Annotated in this window: 16 protein-coding genes; 7 read left to right on the forward strand and 9 right to left on the reverse strand. The window is 70.6% G+C overall.

Features of this window, described 5'->3' with window-relative positions:
* Positions 1 to 133 precede the first annotated feature (133 nt).
* A complete protein-coding gene (locus OG963_RS17385; protein ID WP_371799220.1) occupies positions 134 to 2530 on the forward strand; it encodes a ribonucleoside-diphosphate reductase subunit alpha in 2397 nt (798 codons plus the stop codon).
* Positions 2530 to 3543, forward strand: coding sequence for a ribonucleotide-diphosphate reductase subunit beta (locus tag OG963_RS17390; protein WP_030915635.1), 1014 nt, complete (start codon positions 2530 to 2532; stop codon positions 3541 to 3543). Before OG963_RS17385 ends, OG963_RS17390 begins: the two co-directional genes overlap by 1 nt.
* On the opposite strand, the gene OG963_RS17395 is transcribed toward OG963_RS17390, so the two are convergent.
* Positions 3540 to 3752, reverse strand: coding sequence for a hypothetical protein (locus tag OG963_RS17395; RefSeq protein ID WP_030969786.1), 213 nt, complete (start codon positions 3750 to 3752; stop codon positions 3540 to 3542). The genes OG963_RS17390 and OG963_RS17395 overlap by 4 nt on opposite strands.
* Positions 3753 to 3833: 81 nt before the next feature.
* On the opposite strand from OG963_RS17395, the gene OG963_RS17400 reads away from it, so the two are divergent.
* Positions 3834 to 4808, forward strand: coding sequence for a GlxA family transcriptional regulator (locus OG963_RS17400; protein ID WP_030915627.1), 975 nt, complete (start codon positions 3834 to 3836; stop codon positions 4806 to 4808).
* A 98-nt stretch (positions 4809 to 4906) separates the two neighbouring features.
* Positions 4907 to 6820 carry a family 20 glycosylhydrolase gene (locus tag OG963_RS17405; protein ID WP_371800303.1) on the forward strand — a complete coding sequence of 638 codons (1914 nt, stop codon included), beginning with the start codon at positions 4907 to 4909 and terminating at the stop codon, positions 6818 to 6820.
* A 191-nt stretch (positions 6821 to 7011) separates the two neighbouring features.
* On the opposite strand, the gene def is transcribed toward OG963_RS17405, so the two are convergent.
* From def to OG963_RS17445, 8 genes are all read right to left on the reverse strand, one after another.
* Positions 7012 to 7650 carry a peptide deformylase gene (gene def, locus OG963_RS17410; protein ID WP_093772662.1) on the reverse strand — a complete coding sequence of 213 codons (639 nt, stop codon included), beginning with the start codon at positions 7648 to 7650 and terminating at the stop codon, positions 7012 to 7014.
* A gap of 73 nt (positions 7651 to 7723) precedes the next feature.
* The gene (locus OG963_RS17415; protein ID WP_030915617.1) at positions 7724 to 8716 is read right to left on the reverse strand and encodes a hypothetical protein; all 993 of its coding nucleotides are present in this window, start codon (positions 8714 to 8716) and stop codon (positions 7724 to 7726) included.
* Positions 8717 to 8808: 92 nt separating this feature from the next.
* On the reverse strand, positions 8809 to 10074 hold the full coding sequence (locus OG963_RS17420; RefSeq protein ID WP_371126324.1) for an HD-GYP domain-containing protein: 1266 nt from the start codon (positions 10072 to 10074) through the stop codon (positions 8809 to 8811).
* Complete coding sequence (locus OG963_RS17425; RefSeq protein WP_319329321.1) at positions 10071 to 11588, reverse strand: HD-GYP domain-containing protein; 1518 nt, start codon at positions 11586 to 11588, stop codon at positions 10071 to 10073. The genes OG963_RS17420 and OG963_RS17425 overlap by 4 nt, the downstream gene beginning before the upstream one ends.
* A gap of 250 nt (positions 11589 to 11838) precedes the next feature.
* Positions 11839 to 12156 (reverse strand): mycothiol system anti-sigma-R factor, encoded by a 318-nt coding sequence (rsrA, locus tag OG963_RS17430; RefSeq protein ID WP_030915608.1) that lies wholly within the window; start codon positions 12154 to 12156, stop codon positions 11839 to 11841.
* Complete coding sequence (locus OG963_RS17435; protein ID WP_030915605.1) at positions 12153 to 12809, reverse strand: sigma-70 family RNA polymerase sigma factor; 657 nt, start codon at positions 12807 to 12809, stop codon at positions 12153 to 12155. The genes rsrA and OG963_RS17435 overlap by 4 nt, the downstream gene beginning before the upstream one ends.
* A 346-nt stretch (positions 12810 to 13155) precedes the next feature.
* On the reverse strand, positions 13156 to 13809 hold the full coding sequence (locus OG963_RS17440) for an alpha/beta family hydrolase (RefSeq protein WP_256223418.1): 654 nt from the start codon (positions 13807 to 13809) through the stop codon (positions 13156 to 13158).
* An 18-nt stretch (positions 13810 to 13827) separates the two neighbouring features.
* Positions 13828 to 14643, reverse strand: coding sequence for an SOS response-associated peptidase (locus tag OG963_RS17445; RefSeq protein ID WP_093772668.1), 816 nt, complete (start codon positions 14641 to 14643; stop codon positions 13828 to 13830).
* Positions 14644 to 14696: 53 nt separating this feature from the next.
* Between OG963_RS17445 and OG963_RS17450 the strand changes: the two genes are divergently transcribed.
* The 3 genes from OG963_RS17450 to rsgA all read left to right on the forward strand — a co-directional run bounded on the left by OG963_RS17450 (position 14697) and on the right by rsgA (position 17864).
* Entirely contained in the window at positions 14697 to 15410 is a 714-nt protein-coding gene (locus OG963_RS17450) for a M50 family metallopeptidase (RefSeq protein ID WP_030915596.1), read from the forward strand.
* 117 nt (positions 15411 to 15527) lie between these two features.
* On the forward strand, positions 15528 to 16844 hold the full coding sequence (gene aroA / locus OG963_RS17455; protein ID WP_093772670.1) for a 3-phosphoshikimate 1-carboxyvinyltransferase: 1317 nt from the start codon (positions 15528 to 15530) through the stop codon (positions 16842 to 16844).
* Between the two features lie 3 nt (positions 16845 to 16847).
* Positions 16848 to 17864, forward strand: a complete 1017-nt coding sequence (rsgA, locus tag OG963_RS17460; protein ID WP_093772672.1) for a ribosome small subunit-dependent GTPase A — start codon at positions 16848 to 16850, stop codon at positions 17862 to 17864.
* Positions 17865 to 17867: the final 3 nt, after the last annotated feature.

Consider the following 17867-nt stretch of genomic DNA (forward strand, 5'->3'; position numbering starts at 1 on the left):
ACGCCCAGACGTCCGGGCCTCGCGGATGGGCCGGTGGACGCCGCACGGAGTGCTGCCCCCTTTCCCGGGCACGCCTCTGCCCGGCTGCCCCCGCTCCCCGCCCGGCCCCGAGCCGAGCGAGGGAGAGCACCACATGACCATCGCGCCAGCCGATCCGGCTTCAGTCGCCGAGTCCACGGGAACCACGAACGACGGACCCGGGACCGCACTGCTGCGGACCCTGACCGACCTCACCGTCGATCTGCCCGACACCGACCCCGGTCGCGTCGCCGCCGCCGCGCTGCGCGGCCGCAACGCCCGGTCGGACGAAGCAGAGCTGCGTTCGCTGGCCACCGAGGCCGCCGCGGGTCTGATCTCCGAGGACCCCGCGTACTCCCGGCTCGCCGCCCGCCTCCTCACCCGCACCATCGCGGACGAGGCGGCCGGTCAGGGCGCGGTGTCCTTCTCCGCCTCGGTCGCCGTCGGCCACCGCGAGGGTCTGATCGCGGACCGCACGGCCGCGTTCGTGACGCTCCACGCGGCCGAGCTCGACGCGCTGGTCGAGCAGTCGCTCGCCGACGGCGCCGACGACCGGTTCGGCTACTTCGGGCTGCGGACGCTGCACAGCCGCTATCTGCTGCGCCACCCGCACACCCGTCAGGTCATCGAGACGCCCCAGCACTTCATGCTGCGGGTCGCGGCCGGTCTCGCCGAGGACGACTCGGCGCGCGCGCTGGACGAGGTCGCCTCGCTGTACGGCCTGATGAGCCGCCTCGACTACCTTCCTTCCTCGCCCACGCTCTTCAACTCCGGCACCCGGCACCCCCAGATGTCCTCCTGCTACCTGCTGGACTCGCCGCTGGACGAGCTCGACTCGATCTACGACCGCTACCACCAGGTGGCACGGCTCTCCAAGCACGCGGGCGGCATCGGCCTCTCGTACTCCCGGATCCGCGCCCGCGGTTCACTGATCCGCGGCACCAACGGGCACTCCAACGGCATCGTGCCGTTCCTGAAGACACTCGACGCCTCGGTCGCCGCGGTGAACCAGGGCGGCCGTCGCAAGGGCGCCGCGGCCGTCTACCTGGAGACGTGGCACGCGGACATCGAGGAGTTCCTGGAGCTGCGCGACAACACCGGTGAGGACCAGCGGCGTACGCACAACCTCAACCTGGCGCACTGGATCCCGGACGAGTTCATGCGCCGGGTCGACTCGGACAGCGACTGGTCGCTGTTCTCGCCCGCCGACGTGCCCGAGCTGGTCGACCTGTGGGGCGACGAGTTCGACGCCGCGTACCGGGCCGCCGAGGCCAAGGGCCTGGCCCGCAAGTCGATGCCGGCGCGTGAGCTGTACGGCCGGATGATGCGGACCCTCGCGCAGACCGGTCAGGGCTGGATGACCTTCAAGGACGCCTCCAACCGGACCGCGAACCAGACCGCCGAGCCGGGCCGCGTCGTCCACTCGTCGAACCTGTGCACCGAGATCCTCGAAGTCACCGACGACGGCGAGACGGCCGTCTGCAACCTCGGTTCGGTCAATCTCGGGGCGTTCGTGGCCGACGGTGAGATCGACTGGGAGCGGCTGGACTCCACCGTCCGTACCGCCGTGACGTTCCTCGACCGGGTCGTCGACATCAACTTCTACCCGACCGAGCAGGCCGGCCGGTCCAATGCCCGCTGGCGCCCGGTGGGTCTGGGCGCGATGGGGCTCCAGGACGTCTTCTTCCAGCTGCGGCTGCCGTTCGACTCCGCCGAGGCCCGCGCGCTCTCCACGAAGATCTCCGAGCGGATCATGCTCGCCGCGTACGAGGCGTCCTGCGACCTCGCCGAGCGGTCCGGACCGCTGCCCGCCTGGTCCGAGACCCGCGCCGCCCGCGGTGTGCTGCACCCCGACCACTACGCCACCGAGCTGACCTGGCCGGAGCGCTGGGACGCGCTGCGCGCCCGGATCGCGAAGACCGGTATGCGCAACTCGCTGCTGCTGGCCATCGCGCCGACCGCCACGATCGCCTCGATCGCCGGGGTGTACGAGTGCATCGAGCCGCAGGTCTCCAACCTCTTCAAGCGCGAGACGCTCAGCGGTGAGTTCCTCCAGGTCAACGCGTACCTGGTGGACGAGCTGAAGAAGCTCGGCGTGTGGGACGCACGGACCCGTGAGGCACTGCGCGAGGCGAGCGGCTCGGTGCAGGGGTTCGCCTGGATCCCGGAGGACGTACGGGCGTTGTACCGCACGGCATGGGAGATCCCGCAGCGCGGACTGATCGACATGGCCGCGGCTCGTACGCCGTTCCTCGACCAGAGCCAGTCGCTGAACCTGTTCCTGGAGACGCCGACGATCGGCAAGCTCTCCTCGATGTACGCGTACGCCTGGAAGCAGGGGCTGAAGACGACGTACTACCTGCGCTCGCGCCCGGCGACCCGGATCGCCCGCGCGGCATCCGGCCAGGCCGCGGCCGCCGTCCCCATTCCCGTACAGCAGGCGGCGGCTCCCGACGCGGACGCGATCGCCTGCTCCCTCGAAAACCCCGAGTCCTGCGAGGCCTGCCAGTAATGAGCAACACCGAGAAGAACCTGCTCGACCCGGGCTTCGAACTGACCCTGCGGCCCATGCGCTACCCGGACTTCTACGAGCGCTACCGCGATGCGATCAAGAACACCTGGACCGTCGAGGAGGTCGACCTCCACTCCGACGTGGCCGACCTCGCCAAGCTGTCCCCCGGCGAGCAGCACATGATCGGCCGGCTGGTCGCGTTCTTCGCGACCGGCGACTCGATCGTGTCGAACAACCTCGTGCTGACGCTGTACAAGCACATCAACTCCCCCGAGGCGCGGCTGTATCTGTCGCGGCAGCTCTTCGAGGAGGCCGTGCACGTCCAGTTCTATCTGACGCTGCTCGACACCTATCTGCCCGACCCGGACGACCGCGCGGCGGCGTTCGACGCCGTCGAGGAGATCCCGTCCATCCGCGAGAAGGCGCAGTTCTGCTTCAAGTGGATGGACTCGGTCGAGAAGATCGAGCGGCTGGAGACGAAGGCCGACCGGCGTCGCTTCCTGCTGAACCTGATCTGCTTCGCGGCGTGCATCGAGGGACTGTTCTTCTACGGCGCGTTCGCGTACGTCTACTGGTTCCGCTCACGCGGCCTGCTGCACGGTCTCGCCACGGGGACCAACTGGGTCTTCCGCGACGAGACGATGCACATGAACTTCGCGTTCGAGGTCGTGGACACCGTCCGCAAGGAGGAGCCCGACCTCTTCGACGACGAACTCCAGCAGCAGGTCACCGACATGCTGAAGGAGGCCGTCGACGCGGAGCTGCAGTTCGGCCGTGACCTGTGCGGCGACGGCCTGCCGGGCATGAACACCGAGTCGATGCGCGAGTACCTGCAGTGCGTGGCCGACCAGCGGCTCGCCCGGCTCGGCTTCCCGACGGTCTACGGCTCCGAGAACCCGTTCTCGTTCATGGAGTTGCAGGGTGTTCAGGAGCTGACGAACTTCTTCGAGCGCCGCCCCTCGGCGTACCAGGTGGCGGTGGAGGGCTCGGTCGCCTTCGACGACGACTTCTAGACCCTGGCCCCGACCCTGGGGTACGGGCGCCGCGTGGCCGTGACCGGCTGCGCGGCGCCTGCCGTTTCCGGGGGCTCCGCCCGCCGTTCGTGCTCTGCGGCGCGCAGCTCACGGTCGATCCGGCGCTCCCGGGCGAGCCCGATGAGCGCGGGCAGCAGGACGAGAGCGAAAAGTGCAGCTATGGCCAGGAAGTTCGTGAATGTGTTCATGCCTCTACTGTCGTCCGTGCGGCCACATTCCGGCAGTGGCAGGACTGCCACACAGCATCGAATTGCTGCCACACTGGCGTCATGCTGAAGAATGTCGCCGCTCTCCTGCTCGACGAGGTCCACCCCTTCGAACTCGGTGTGCTGTGCGAGGTGTTCGGCCTCGACCGCAGCGACGAGGGTCTGCCGGTCCACGATTTCGCGGTGGTCTCCGCGGAAGGCCCGGTGCTGCAGACCCATGCCGGATTCACCATCAGCACACCGCACGGACTCGACCGGCTGGAGGAGGCCGACCTCGTCGCCGTACCGGCCGGCAGCCACTTCATGGACCGGGAGTACCCCGAGGAGGTCCTGGCCGCCCTGCGCCGCGCGGTGGACCGGGGAGCGCGCGTGCTGAGCGTCTGCTCCGGTGCGTACGTCCTCGGCGCGGCCGGACTGCTGGACGGCCGCCGCTGCACCACCCACTGGCGCCACGCCGCCGAGCTGGCCCGCCGCTTCCCGCGGGCCGTCGTCGAGCCCGATGTGCTGTACGTGGACGACGGGCCGGTCATCACCTCGGCGGGCACCGCCGCCGGGATCGACGCCTGTCTGCATCTGGTCCGTCAGGCGCACGGCCCCGATGTCGCCAACGCCATCGCCCGCCGCATGGTGGTGCCGCCGCACCGGGACGGCGGCCAGGCGCAGTACATCAAGCGTCCGCTGCCGCGCACCGCCTGCGACACGGTCGGCGGGACGCTCGCCTGGATGGAGCGCCACCTGGACCAGGAGATGACCGTCGAGCAGCTCGCCGCGCAGGCGCACATGTCGCCACGCACCTTCGCGCGCCGCTTCCAGCAGGAGACGGGCACCACCCCCTACCGCTGGCTGCTACGACAACGAGTTCTGCTGGCACAGCACTTGCTGGAGACCTCCGATGAAACGATGGACGGGATCGCCGGTCGTACCGGTTTCGGAAACGCCGCCGCGTTGCGCCATCAGTTCGTCAAGTCCCTCGGTACCACCCCGAATTCCTACCGGCGCACGTTCCGTGGGCCGATGTCCGTCTCCGAAGCTGCCTGATCCACATCGGACCTGACCTCCGATCATTCGTCCAACCGTTTTCTGCATCAGTCCATGGACCACGGGCCCCGCTTGCCGCAAGGGTCGGGCGCATGGACATGCGGATGGCAAGACGAAGGACCATCGGAGCCGTGGTGACGGCGCTCGCCGCCGCGCTGCTGCCCTGGCAGAGCGCGGCGGCCGAGGGCGGCTCGGCCGCCGCGGCCCCGCCCGAGGTGCTGCCCACGCTCCGTGAATGGCAGGGCGGTCAGGGCGAGTTCACGCTCACCGATCGGGCCAGAATCGTGCTGGACGGCGTGCGGGACAGTCGTACGGCCGCCGACGCGGGCCGGTTCGCCGGCGAACTGAACGGCAAGGCGTCGGTGTCACGGAGCCGAGCGGCCCGCTCCGGGGACATCGTGCTGCGCCAGGACCCGTCCGAGAAGGGCGCGTTGGGCGCGGAGGGCTACCGGCTCACCGTCGGCGCCCGCATCACCGTCACCGCCGCGACCTCCACCGGCGTGTTCTACGGCACCCGGACCGTTCTCCAGCTGCTGAACGACGACGGCCGCGCCGCGCGGGGTTCGGCGGCCGATGTACCCGAGTACCGCGAGCGCGGAGTCGGGGTCTGCGCCTGCTACATCAACATATCGACACAGTGGTTCGAGCGGCTGATGAAGGACATGGCGTCGCAGAAGCTCAACCAGCTGTGGATCGAGGCCAAGGTCAAGAGCGACACCGACCCGGCATCGGCGTTCTGGGGCTACTACACCAAGCCGCAGGTCCGCACGCTGGTCGCGATGGCCAGGAAGTACCACATCGAGCTCGTGCCGGAGATCAACTCCCCCGGCCACATGGACACCTACCTGGAGAACCATCCGGATCTCCAGCTCAAGGACCAGAACGGTGTCGCCTCACCGCCCCGGCTCGACATCTCCCGGCCCGAGGCACTGGCGTACTACACCTCGATGGTCGACGAGGCGCTGAAGGTCTGGGACAGCCGCTACTGGCACATGGGCGCCGACGAGTACATGCTCGGCTCCGCCTACCCGAGCTACCCGCAGCTGCAGGCCGCGGCGACCGCGAAGTTCGGAGCGTCGGCGACCCCCGACGATCTCTTCACCGACTTCATCAACCAGGTCAACGCGCATGTGAAGGCGGACGGCAGGTCGCTGCGGATCTGGAACGACGGGCTCGTCGGCAAGAACGCCGTCGTCCCGCTGGACCGTGACATCACCGTCGAGCACTGGCTCGGCGGCGGCTCCATCCAGCAGCCGTCCTCGCTGCTCGCCGAGGGCCGGCCGGTCATGAACTCCGCCTACTCCCTCTACCTGGTGCGCGGCGGCTTCACGATGCAGACCCAGAAGCTGTACGAGAGCGACTGGACGCCGTTGAGCTTCGAGGGTCAGACGCTGACCCAGGGTGCGGCGAACCTCACCGGCGCGAAGATCAGCCTGTGGCCGGACAGCGCGGCGGCCGAGACGGAGAACGAGGTGGAGACGAAGGTCTTCATGCCGCTGCGCTTCGTGGCGCAGGCGACCTGGGGCGGTCCGAAGCCGAGCCCGACGTACGCCGGTTTCGAGGCGCTCGCCCGGAAGATCGGTCACGCGCCGGGCTGGGAGAACGCCGACCGCGCCCCGCTCGCCGACGGTACGTACCGGCTGACCACGGGTGCGAAGGCGCTGGCCCCCGCGGCGGACGCGGGCGTGTCCCTGGTCAGGAACAGCGCGGCCTCCTGGGCGCTGACGGCGACCGCCGACGGGTACTACACGGTGCGGTCCACGGAGACCGGTCAGTGCCTGGACGCGGTGCGTGGCAAGAAGTATCTGGGCGCGCCGCTGGAGGTGGGGGCGGAACTGTCACTCGCGAACTGCTCGGCGACGGCGCGTACGCAGCGCTGGCAGCTGGACACCGGGGCGGGTGCGCTGACACTGCGCAACGCGATCTCGCAGCTGCATCTGACGGAGCGGGCGTCGGACGGCACCGCGGTGCAGACGACGGGCGCGACCCGGCTGACTGCGCGCGCCGCCTGACGAGCTCCGGCTGAGGGCATCATCCGCCCGACGCGACCCGGCTGACGGTGCAACCCGCCCGACGCCGCACCGAACGGGGCCCCGCCCGCCGGATCACCTGACCGCCGGCGCGTGGGGCCCTTCCATGTCCGGTGCCGGACACCGCAGTTGGGCGCCGACCGGACCGGGCATGCCCGGTGGGCTCAGGAACGTCAGTCGTTCGGCACGATCTCGTAGCGCGGCGTGTTCTCCGCCATCTGCCTCAGCGCGTCCTTGCGGTCGCGCTTCGAGAGCCGGTCGATGTACAGGTAGCCGTACAGGTGGTCCGTCTCGTGCTGAAGGCAGCGCGCGAAGTATCCGTCGCCGCGGACCTTGATCGGATTGCCCTTGGCGTCCTGTCCGCGCACCACCGCGTAGTCCGGCCGGGCCAGTGAGGCGTATGCCGTCGGGACGGAGAGGCAGCCCTCGTTGGAGTCGTCGAGGACGCGCTCCTCGGGCGGCAGCTCGTCCAGCACCGGGTTGCAGACGACGCCCACGTGCCGCACACCGTCGTCGTCCGGGCAGTCGTAGACGAAGACCTTGAGGTCCACGCCGATCTGGTTGGCGGCCAGGCCGACGCCCTCGGCCGTCCTCTGGCTGGCGAACATGTCGTCGATCAGCTGGGCCAGCTCGTCGCCGAACTCGGTGACGTCCTTGCACTCCTTGTGGAGCACCGGGTTGCCCACGACCGTGATCGGCCGGGAGGTGCCACGCTCGCGGTACGCCGCCTCACGCGCCTCACAGTCCTCGGTGTCCACGACGAATCCTTCGTCGTCGACGCTGATCTGCTCGTCCGTCTCCTGCTGCGCCATGTCCGCCGCACGCCTTCCTCAAAACCCGAATCGATGCCGGTACAGCGTAACGGCCGTGCCGCGGGCGCACGGCTCAGCAGACTTCTTCGAGATCCCGCCACTCACGGCTGTCCGGGCTGTCCGCCACCCAACCGTCCAGCAGTCCGCGGACCAGGCCCGCCGGCGCCGCTATCCCGCATTCGCGCTCCGGGACCCACAGCTCACCGGCGGTCCGGTGGCCCAGCGGGCCCGGATGGCCGGGCTCGCTGTGGTCGTGCGGGTCGAGGTGCTCACCGTCCCCCTCGTCGCTCTCCATCCGGCTCTCCGAACAGGCCCGGCAGAGCAGTCGTACGGACGACGACCAGTCCTCGGCGGCGAACCCGGCATCGGACGCCAGCTGCTCCAGGGCGTCCCGGTCGTCCTCCGTGGCGGCTTCGAGAAGCACCACCCAGGTGGGCACTGGGGACGGCGCCCACAGCTCGATCTCGTCGAACACGGGATACGAGGGGCCGGCGGCGGTCACCCGCTCGCCGTGCGGCACCCCGTCGTGCAGAACGACCTCGCCCCAGCGCCGCCCGGAGGACGGCAACGGGATCGACAGCACTTCCATCCGCGCCGGGTCCAGCCTGCGGCCCCAGACGACCTCGGCCTCGCCCTCGGGCGACAGCCGCACGGCCGCGCTGCCCAGCTCCATGCCGGTCGGCTCGCTGTTGGCCGCCGCGGTGTGCTGGCCGCTGCCGGGTACCTTCAGGCCGTAGGCCTGCCAGGCGCGACGGGCCAGCGGCCAGTCCTGCAGCGCGGTGGCGGCGATCCCGACGTTCCACCAGTCCGGAGCACCGGACTCCTTGTCGAGCAGCGCCACGGCCCGTAGGCCGGCCGCCCTCGCCTGTTCCCAGTCGTGCCGGAACTTGTGCAGCAGCGCCAGGTTGAACCACGACTCGGAGAGCCAGGGCTCCAGGTCCGCCGCCCGTGTCAGCAGCGCGCCCGCGTCCTCGTACCGGCCGTCGCCGATCAGCGTGAACGCGCGGTCGGTGGCCTGCCGCCAAGAGGCGGAGGGCCGATGCCGTACCTTCCCGAAGATCTTCACGATTCCCGCCTGTCCCGACTCGGACACCCTCGTTTTCCGGTCTTCTTCGCATCCAACCATGCCCAGCCGGACGCCCGCTCATTACCCATGGGTTACCCAGGCAGGACGGGGGTCAGACCGCCCCGGGCCAGCACGCGCGCGAGCGATTCCACGACCTCGGGCTGATAGTCGTGGCCGGTCCCGAGCCTGAGCTGTTCCAGTGCGTCGAGCGGCCCGCTGAGACCTTCCCCGCACAGGTCGTCGTATGCGTTGACAGCACGGACGATCCGGGCGGGCAGCGGCTGCTCGCGATACGGGTCGGCCTGCCGCTCCACCACGACGGCGATCTCGGTGTCCACCCCGGTCTGCCGGACGACGGCTCCACCCAGCAGCGCGATCCGGCGCTGCTGGGCGGCCGGCAGCGGGGCGGTCGCCCCGTCGGGCACCGGATCGACGAGGGAGAGCTGTCCGATGTCGTGCATCAGGGCCGCGTACTCCAGCACGGTCAGCTCGGCCCCGGAGAGCCCCAGCTCGCGGCCGACGGCCGTGGAGAGCATCGCCACCCTGCGGGCATGCCCGTGCGGGGTGTAGCCGGCGATCTCGGTGGACCTGGCGAGTGAGGTGATGGTCTGCCGGTAGGTGGTGCGCACCGCGACGAATCGGCGGAAGGACACCTGCGTCAGCAGCAGCGGTACGCAGAGCACGGGCAGCGCCCACAGGCCGGCGACAGAGACCCCCAGGGCCATCACCGCCCCGGTCGCGCAGACCGCCGAACCGATGCCCAGCAGAGCGCGCAGCTCGTCACGGAGCAGCGGCCCGTACGGGAAGGGGGTACCGGACCGCAGCAGCAGGGCGCCGAGCACGGCGTCGCACAGGGCGGTGAGCACGAGCAGTACGAGCAGGAAGAGGGCGAAGTACGGGCCGTCGCCGAACCAGACGGCGGACCGGCCGGAGTTGTGGAGCGGCTGGAAGCACACGGCGGCGAAGGAGACGATGACGATCCGCCGGGCCACCTGATCGGCGGTGGGCCCGCTGCCGCGTGCCACATGGGGCACGGCGGCGACGAGCTGCGCCGCGACGAGAACAGCGATGACCTGCAGGGCTCCGTGGCTGGTGGGCTCACCGCCGCTACGGCCGAGAAGCGCGTACGCGAGCGCTCCGGCGGCGCCGATCGGAGCGGGCTCCCGCTCACCGGGCAGCGCACCCCAGCGGGCCAGCTCCCCGACGGTGATGAGCACGCCGAAGGCGAGAGCGAGCCCGGGTTCGTGGAGGCCGTGCCAGAGCGTGTGGGCGAGCCCGGCGACGGCGAGCGCAACGGCGGCGCCCCGGACGGCCAGGACAGCGGGGGGCAGGCGCGTCCGGCCCCGACCTCGACTCACCGCGTCCGGTCCACGGACGACTGCGCCCCGGAGGCGAGCTCGGACCCGTCCGTGGCCACCGCACGGCCGCCGGCCACGTCGCGCTCGTCACCGGGCACCGCACGACCGGCGGCCGGCTCGCACCCGTCAGGCGATCGCGGGCGAACCGGCCTCCGGACGGCCCCCACCCCCGCGCCCCCGCCCGCTCTCGGCACCGGCACCGGCACCGTCTCGTCGGCCGTCACCACCGTCGACGCCGTCGACCACCCGTGCCGGTCCAGGCCCCGCGCCAGTGCCCGCACCATCTGCGGATCGAACTGCGTGCCCGCACACCGCTTCAGCTCCTCCACCGCCGCCGGCACCGGCCTCCCTCTCCGGTACGACCGTGTCGATGTCATCGCGTCGAACGCGTCGGCCACCGCGACGACCCTCGCGAACTCGGGGATCTCCCGCCCGCTGAGCCCGTACGGGTAGCCGCTGCCGTCGAGCCGCTCGTGGTGGTGCAGGATCGCCGCACGCGCCTCGCCCAGGAAGCCGATGCCCCGGACGATCTCGTGCCCGTACTCCGGATGCAGTTCGATCACGCGCCGCTCCTCCGGGGTGAGCGGACCGTCCTTGCGCAGTACCCGGGTCGGGACGCAGAGCTTGCCGACGTCGTGCAGGATGCCGGCGAAGCGGAGCACCTCGAGGCGGTCCTCCGCCATGCCGAGTTCCCTGGCGATCAGCACGGAGGCCCGCCCCACGCGCTCGCTGTGCCCGCGGGTGTACGTGTCCTTGATGTCGACGGCCTGCACCAGCGCCCTGATGGTCGCGCGGTGCGCGGCGTGCTCGCGGTGGTACTGGGAGAAGATCCAGCAGGAGATGTACATCGGCAGCAGGACGAAGAGCGCGGACACCGGTCCGTACGAGCTGCGCCACAGCACGGCCATCATCAGCCCGGCCAGACCGTGCACCAGGTGCGGTCCGAGCGAGCGCGGCAGGAGCCCGCTCCAGGCGCGGCGAAGCGGCAGGCGTTCGGCCGTGGCCAGGATCGAACCGTCCAGGGCGGTCAGGACGAGGCTGAAGGCCAGCGCGGCGGCGCAGGCGGGCAGCAGCGCGTACGGGAAGTCGGGCAGCCGTTCGGGGCCCGGCCCGCCGAGCGTGGCGCCGCCGCCGAGCAGACCGTGGACGCACGACGCCGCCCAGACGGTGAGGGAGAGCTGGGCCGCCCGCCAGATGCGACGGGCCGTGGCGGGCGCGTGCTCCACCCGGCCGACGAGCGAGCCGGGAATCGCCACCAGCGCGGCGGCTGCGGGGGGCAGCAGGAACGCGGCGGCGAGCAGGAGCGGGAAGAACGATCCGGCACTGATCGGCACGGAACTGCCCAGGAGGCGGCAGCGGCCCGGAAGCTCGCAGGCCAGATAGAGCGCCGTGAGCAGTCCGACGGTGGTCCACGCGATCCCCGCACCGGGGCGCAACGCGGGCAGGGCACAGAGCGTGGCACAGACCACTGCGGCCAGAATGTGCGCGCGCGCCGCTAACGGTGTGGCTCTCACCCGCCCCCCAACGATGGTCAATGGAGGCGCCAGGCTAGCGAGTTGGGCGCTTGATCGAGTGCCGATGAGCGCGATTAGCACGTTCGGGTGAGTTCGGGTGATGTGTACGCCGTACCGGTGGTACGTGTGAGGGCGCGCCGCGACAGTCGCGGCGCGCCCTCACAGGTACAAGAGGAAAAGAGGCGGCTACGGGACGTACCGCTGCTCAGCGGCTACCGCCCGGCGCTCTTCGGCCCTCACCCGCCGGCCGTCACTCGGTGGCGGCGGTCGGCAGCTGGGACTCGGCCACCACGTCCTGATCCGGCACGGCCTGCCCCGAGCGGATCAGGTCGATCCGGCCCATCACCTTGGAGCGCAGATCGCTCGGCACGTCGTCGTGACCGCAGCAGCGCTTCACCAGCTTCTTCACAGCCTGCTCCAGGCCGTACTTCTCCAGGCACGGGGAGCACTCCTCGAAGTGCACCTCGAACTTGGTGCAGTCGCTGTCGGGCATCTCATGGTCGAGGAACTCGTAGAGATGATCGAGGACCTCTGAGCAGTCTGTCTCGTGCGGCTCTCCGCAGCTCATGAGCCCGAGCCTTTCCGATCGTCCGACTCTCCGGCACCGGCCGGGACGAGCCCGCGGTCACGGGCGTAGTCCTCCAGCATGCCGCGCAGTTGGCGGCGGCCCCGGTGCAGTCGGGACATCACCGTACCGATGGGAGTCCCCATGATGTCCGCGATCTCCTTGTAGGCAAAGCCCTCTACATCCGCAAGATAGACCGCGATGCGGAACTCTTCGGGGATCGCCTGCAGTGCAGACTTCACATCCGAGTCAGGAAGGTGGTCGAGAGCCTGCGACTCGGCGGAGCGCAGACCTGTCGACATGTGGGACTCGGCGCGCGCCAGCTGCCAGTCCTCGATCTCCTCGGCAGCACTGCGCTGAGGTTCGCGCTGCTTCTTGCGGTACGAATTGATGAAGGTGTTCGTGAGGATGCGGTACATCCACGCCTTGAGGTTCGTACCCTCGCGGAACTGGTGGAAGGAGCCGTACGCCTTCGCATACGTCTCCTGGACCAGGTCCTCGGCGTCTGCGGGGTTGCGCGTCATGCGCAGCGCGGCCGAGTACATCTGGTCGAGGAAACCGAGGGCGTCCCGCTCGAAGCGCGCGTTGCGCTCGGCGGTCGTCTCCTCCGCGCGGCCGTCGTCGGTCCCTGTGTCGGTACCGGTGACCGGACCCACCTCCTCCAACGCTGTGGCGGAACCGAAACCGGACCCGCTCGAATCGGAGAATAGTCGACCTTGCTTCGACGCGGGCTGTCGATCCGATCCGCTCAGTGCCCGCTCGGGAGTGGTCTTCGCCGCGTGCAGCACCGTCCACTCCAGGTCAGCGGCGTTCGAGCGGCGCGGGCAGATGGTCGAACCCATGCGACGGACTCCCTCTCCACATACGACGTTGATGTACCGATGTCCGCAACAACAGTGGCCCCCCACTCAACATTCCCGAGGCTGTGGCCGCTCTCCGCGAGGGTGATCCGAACCACCCGAAAGGAGGCGTGTCCGGTGCGCGAGGGGGACCGGCCGGGCGTTACGGGAGTCGGTCCAGCCAGGCGGTGACAGCGGCGGTGAGGATCTCCATCGCCTGATCCTGGGTCAGGTCTGCCTTCTTCGGTACGGCGAACCCGTGGTCCCCGTACGGCACCTCGGTGATCTCGTACTCGCCCGGCGGGAATTCGGCGGGCCGTCCGAACGGGTCGTGGCCGCCCTGCACGACGAGCGTGGGCACACCCGAGCCGAGCAGCTCGTCCTTGCGGGACTTCTCCGGCTTGCCCGGCGGATGCAGCGGGAAGCTGAGCGCGAGGACCGCGTGGGCCCCGAGCTCGGTCGCCGTCCGGCAGGCCACGCGGGCACCGGCGCTGCGTCCTGCGGCGACGACCGGGAGCCCTGGGGCGGCGAGCGCGGGCCACAGGCCGCGCCACCCGCTGTCCAGGGTCTTCGGGGCGGGTGCGAGCTTCTTCCCGGCGACCCGCCACGGCTGCTCCACCAGGGCGACGCTCACTCCGTGGGCGGGGAGCGCGGCGGCCAGGGCCTGGAGGTCGCGGGCCTCGATGCCGCCACCGGCGCCGTGCCCGGCGGCGAGCACCAGGCGCGGCTTCTTCGCGCGCAGCCAGGTGATCCGGGCCGGCCCGGCGTCGGTGTCGACCGTCTCGGTCGCCGTACGGGCTGTCTCTGTAGGACTCACGTGCCTCATCCTGCCCGGTCAGAACAGTGTGCCGACCTCCGGCGCGGCCAGCTCCTCCAGTAGTTCGGGTCCGTTGTTGCGGACATTGCTGACGGTGGTGGCCACCGGGTAGGCCCGCATCAGTCCGCCGGGCGGTGGTGCGAGCAGCCCCCGCAGTCCCTCGACGTCCGTGTGCGAGGGGTCCAGCCAGGCGTCCCAGCGGTCCGGGGTGAGCATCAGCGGCATCCGAGGGTGGATGTCGGCGAGCGCCGCCGGGCCCTCGGCCGGGGCGACGGCGAGCGGGGTGGTCTCCGCCTCGGTGGTGATCACGGAGCAGGTCACCCACCACGCCTGCGGGTGGTCGTCGGGCAGGGTGCGGTCGCGCCAGAACTCGTACAGCCCGGCCATCGCGAAGACCGATCCGTCCGCGGGCGTCACGAAGTACGGCTGCTTGCGGGGCCGCTTCTTCCTCCCCTGCTCCTCCAGCTGCCGCTCGTCGGTACCGGTGACCCACTCGTAGTAGCCGTCCGCGGGCAGGATGCAGCGCCGGGAGACGAAGGGTCGGCGGAACGACGGCTTCTCGTGGACCGTCTCCGCCCGGGCGTTGATCATCCGGGCGCCGCCCTCCGGCGACTTCGCCCAGGAGGGCACGAGCCCCCATTTCAGTGCGCGCAACTGGCGAACCGGACGTTGATCATCCGCGTCTTTCACCGGACGTTCCAGTACGGCGTAGACCTCCTTGGTCGGCGCCACGTTGTAGTCGGGCTCCAGCACCTCCGCCGGTTCCCACTTCTCGACCCCGAAGAGTCCGGTCAGATCCTCGGGCCGCCGACTCGCTGCATACCGTCCGCACATAAGTGCCAGACTGCCACGACCCACCGGCACGACCGCAAGGAGCCGCCCGCACCATGGACAGCACCGATCTGGGCGATCTGTGGGATCGCATATCCGGCACCCAGCCCGCACCCGAGCAGTGGCTGGTGGTCGTGACGGCCACGGTCGCGCTCATCGCCGTCGTGCCGAACGTCCTGTGGCGGGTCTCCCGCAACACGATCACCATCGCGCACGAGGGCGGCCACGGGCTGATCGCGCTGGTCACCGGGCGCAGGCTGCAGGGCATCCGGCTGCACTCGGACACCAGTGGGCTGACCGTCAGCCGGGGCAGGCCCACCGGTATCGGCATGATCCTCACCGCGGCGGCGGGCTACACGGCTCCGCCGCTGCTGGGACTGGGCGGCGCGTGGCTGCTCAGCAGCGGCAGGATCACGCTGTTGCTGTGGGTGGCGACCGCGCTGCTCGCCGTGATGCTCGTGATGATCCGCAATGTGTACGGGGCGCTCACGGTGATCTGCACCGGCTCCGCCTTCCTGCTGGTGTCCTGGCTCGCCTCGCCCGACGTGCAGTCGCTGTTCGCATACACCGTGGTGTGGTTCCTGCTGCTCGGCGGTGTGCGTCCGGCGTTCGAGCTCCAGTCGAAGCGGCGCCACGGCGGCGCACCGGACTCGGACGCGGACCAGCTGTCCCGGCTCACGGACGTCCCGGCCGTGCTGTGGCTCTTCCTCTTCCATGCGGTGTCGCTCTGCTCACTGATCGGTGGAGGCCGCTGGCTGCTCGGCCTGTGAGGGTCGGCGGCGCCCGGCCCCGGGCTTGTTGCGGCCGATACCACGCTTGCATTACGCCCCGGTTTCCGCCTGTTTGATCAAGATCCGGGTTTGCGGTGAGCCACTAAAGTGAGGGCCATGACCGAAAGTTCCGTGCACCCTGCCCTCTGGCCCGCCCCCCATGCGAGCGGAGCCGTCGACGCCACCGTCACCGTGCCCGGATCGAAATCGGTCACCAACCGGGCACTGGTCCTCGCCGCGCTCGCCGCCGAACCTGGCTGGCTGCGCCGCCCGCTGCGCTCCCGCGACACCCTGCTGATGGCGCAGGCGCTGCGCGCGATGGGCGTCGGCATCGAGGAGGGTGTCGGCCCGGACGGCTCCGGGGAGGCGTGGCGGGTCATCCCGGCCGGGCTGCACGGCCCCACCACGATCGACGTCGGCAACGCCGGAACGGTCATGCGCTTCCTGCCGCCGGTCGCCGCCCTCGCCGACGGGCCGATCCGCTTCGACGGCGACGCGCGTTCGTACGAGCGGCCACTGAACGGCGTGATCGACGCCCTGCGGGTGCTCGGCGCCAGGATCGACGACGACGGGCGCGGCTCACTGCCGATGACCGTGCACGGCGGCGGTGCGCTCGACGGCGGCCCGGTGGCGATCGACGCGTCCTCGTCCTCCCAGTTCGTCTCGGCGCTGCTGCTGTCGGCGCCGCGTTTCAACCAGGGCGTGGAGGTGCGTCACACCGGCTCCCGGCTCCCGTCGATGCCGCACATCCGGATGACGGTCGACATGCTGCGCGTCGTCGGCGCCCAGGTCGACGAGCCGGAGACGGGCGGTGAGCCGAACGTCTGGCGGGTCTCCCCGTCCGCGCTGCTCGGCCGGGATCTGACGGTCGAGCCGGACCTCTCCAACGCGCAGCCGTTCCTGGCCGCGGCCCTGGTCACCGGCGGCCGGGTCACGATCCCCGACTGGCCGCTGCGCACCACCCAGCCCGGTGACGCGCTGCGCGAGATCTTCACCGCGATGGGCGGCAGCTGCGAGCTGACCGAGCGCGGTCTCACGTTCACCGGTTCGGGCCGCATCCACGGCATCGACGTCGACCTCGGCGAGGTCGGCGAGCTCACCCCGGGCATCGCGGCGGTCGCGGCTCTCGCCGACTCCCCCTCCACGCTCAGCGGTGTCGCCCATCTGCGGCTGCACGAGACGGACCGGCTGGCCGCGCTCACCAAGGAGATCAACGAGCTCGGCGGCCGGGTCACCGAGACCGCCGACGGGCTGCACATCGAGCCGCGCCCGCTGCACGGCGGTACCTTCCATACGTATGACGACCACCGGATGGCCACCGCGGGGTCGATCATCGGCCTTGCAGTCCCCGGAGTGGAGATCGAGAACGTGGCGACAACCGCCAAGACCCTGCCGGATTTCCCGCAGATGTGGACCCGAATGCTCGAGGTCTGAGTCATGCGCCGCTACGGCAAGAACCCCGACGAGGACGACATCCGGTTCCGCCCCAACCCGAAGGGCAACCGGCCTCGTACGCATACCCGTCCGAAGCACGAGGACGCCGAGGACGGCATGGTCCTCACCGTCGACCGCGGGCGTCTGACCTGCCTCGTCGAGGGCCGTACGGTCATGGCGATGAAGGCACGCGAACTCGGCCGCAAGGCCGCGGTGGTGGGCGACACCGTCTCCCTCGTCGGTGATCTGTCGGGCGACAAGGACACCCTGGCCCGCATCGTCCGCATCGGTGAGCGCCGCTCGGTGCTGCGACGGACGGCGGACGACGACGATCCGTACGAGCGGGTGGTCGTCGCCAACGCCGACCAGCTGGCGATCGTCACCGCGCTGGCCGATCCGGAACCGCGTCCGCGGATGATCGACCGCTGTCTGGTGGCGGCGTACGACGGCGGGCTCAGCCCGCTCCTGGTCCTCACCAAGTCGGACCTGGCGTCCGCGGACACGCTCCTGGAGGCGTACACCCCGCTGGGTGTCCCCTACATCGTCACCAGCCGAGAGGAACTGGAGAACGGCGACGCGGCGGACCGGGTGCGCGAGCAGCTGAACGACCGGGTCACGGCGTTCGTGGGGCACTCCGGCGTCGGGAAGACCACGCTGGTCAACGCCCTGGTGCCGAAGGACCGGCGGCGCACGACGGGTGTCGTCAACGCGGTCACCGGCCGCGGCCGGCACACCACCACGTCGGCCCTGGCGCTGCCTCTGCCGGACGGGCGAGGCTGGGTGGTCGACACTCCCGGCGTGCGCTCCTTCGGGCTGAACCACATCGACCCTTCCCGGGTCATCCACGCCTTCCCCGACCTGGAGCCCGGCACCGAGGACTGCCCTCGCGGCTGCACCCACGACGCCGTCCAACCGGAATGCGCTCTGAGCGCCTGGGTGGTGGCCGGGCACGCCGATCCGGCGCGGCTGGACTCGCTGCACCGGCTGCTGGCCACCCGGGAGCGACGCGAAGGCGACTGATCC

It is taken from the genome of Streptomyces sp. NBC_01707 (assembly GCF_041438805.1).
GTDB lineage: Bacteria > Actinomycetota > Actinomycetes > Streptomycetales > Streptomycetaceae > Streptomyces.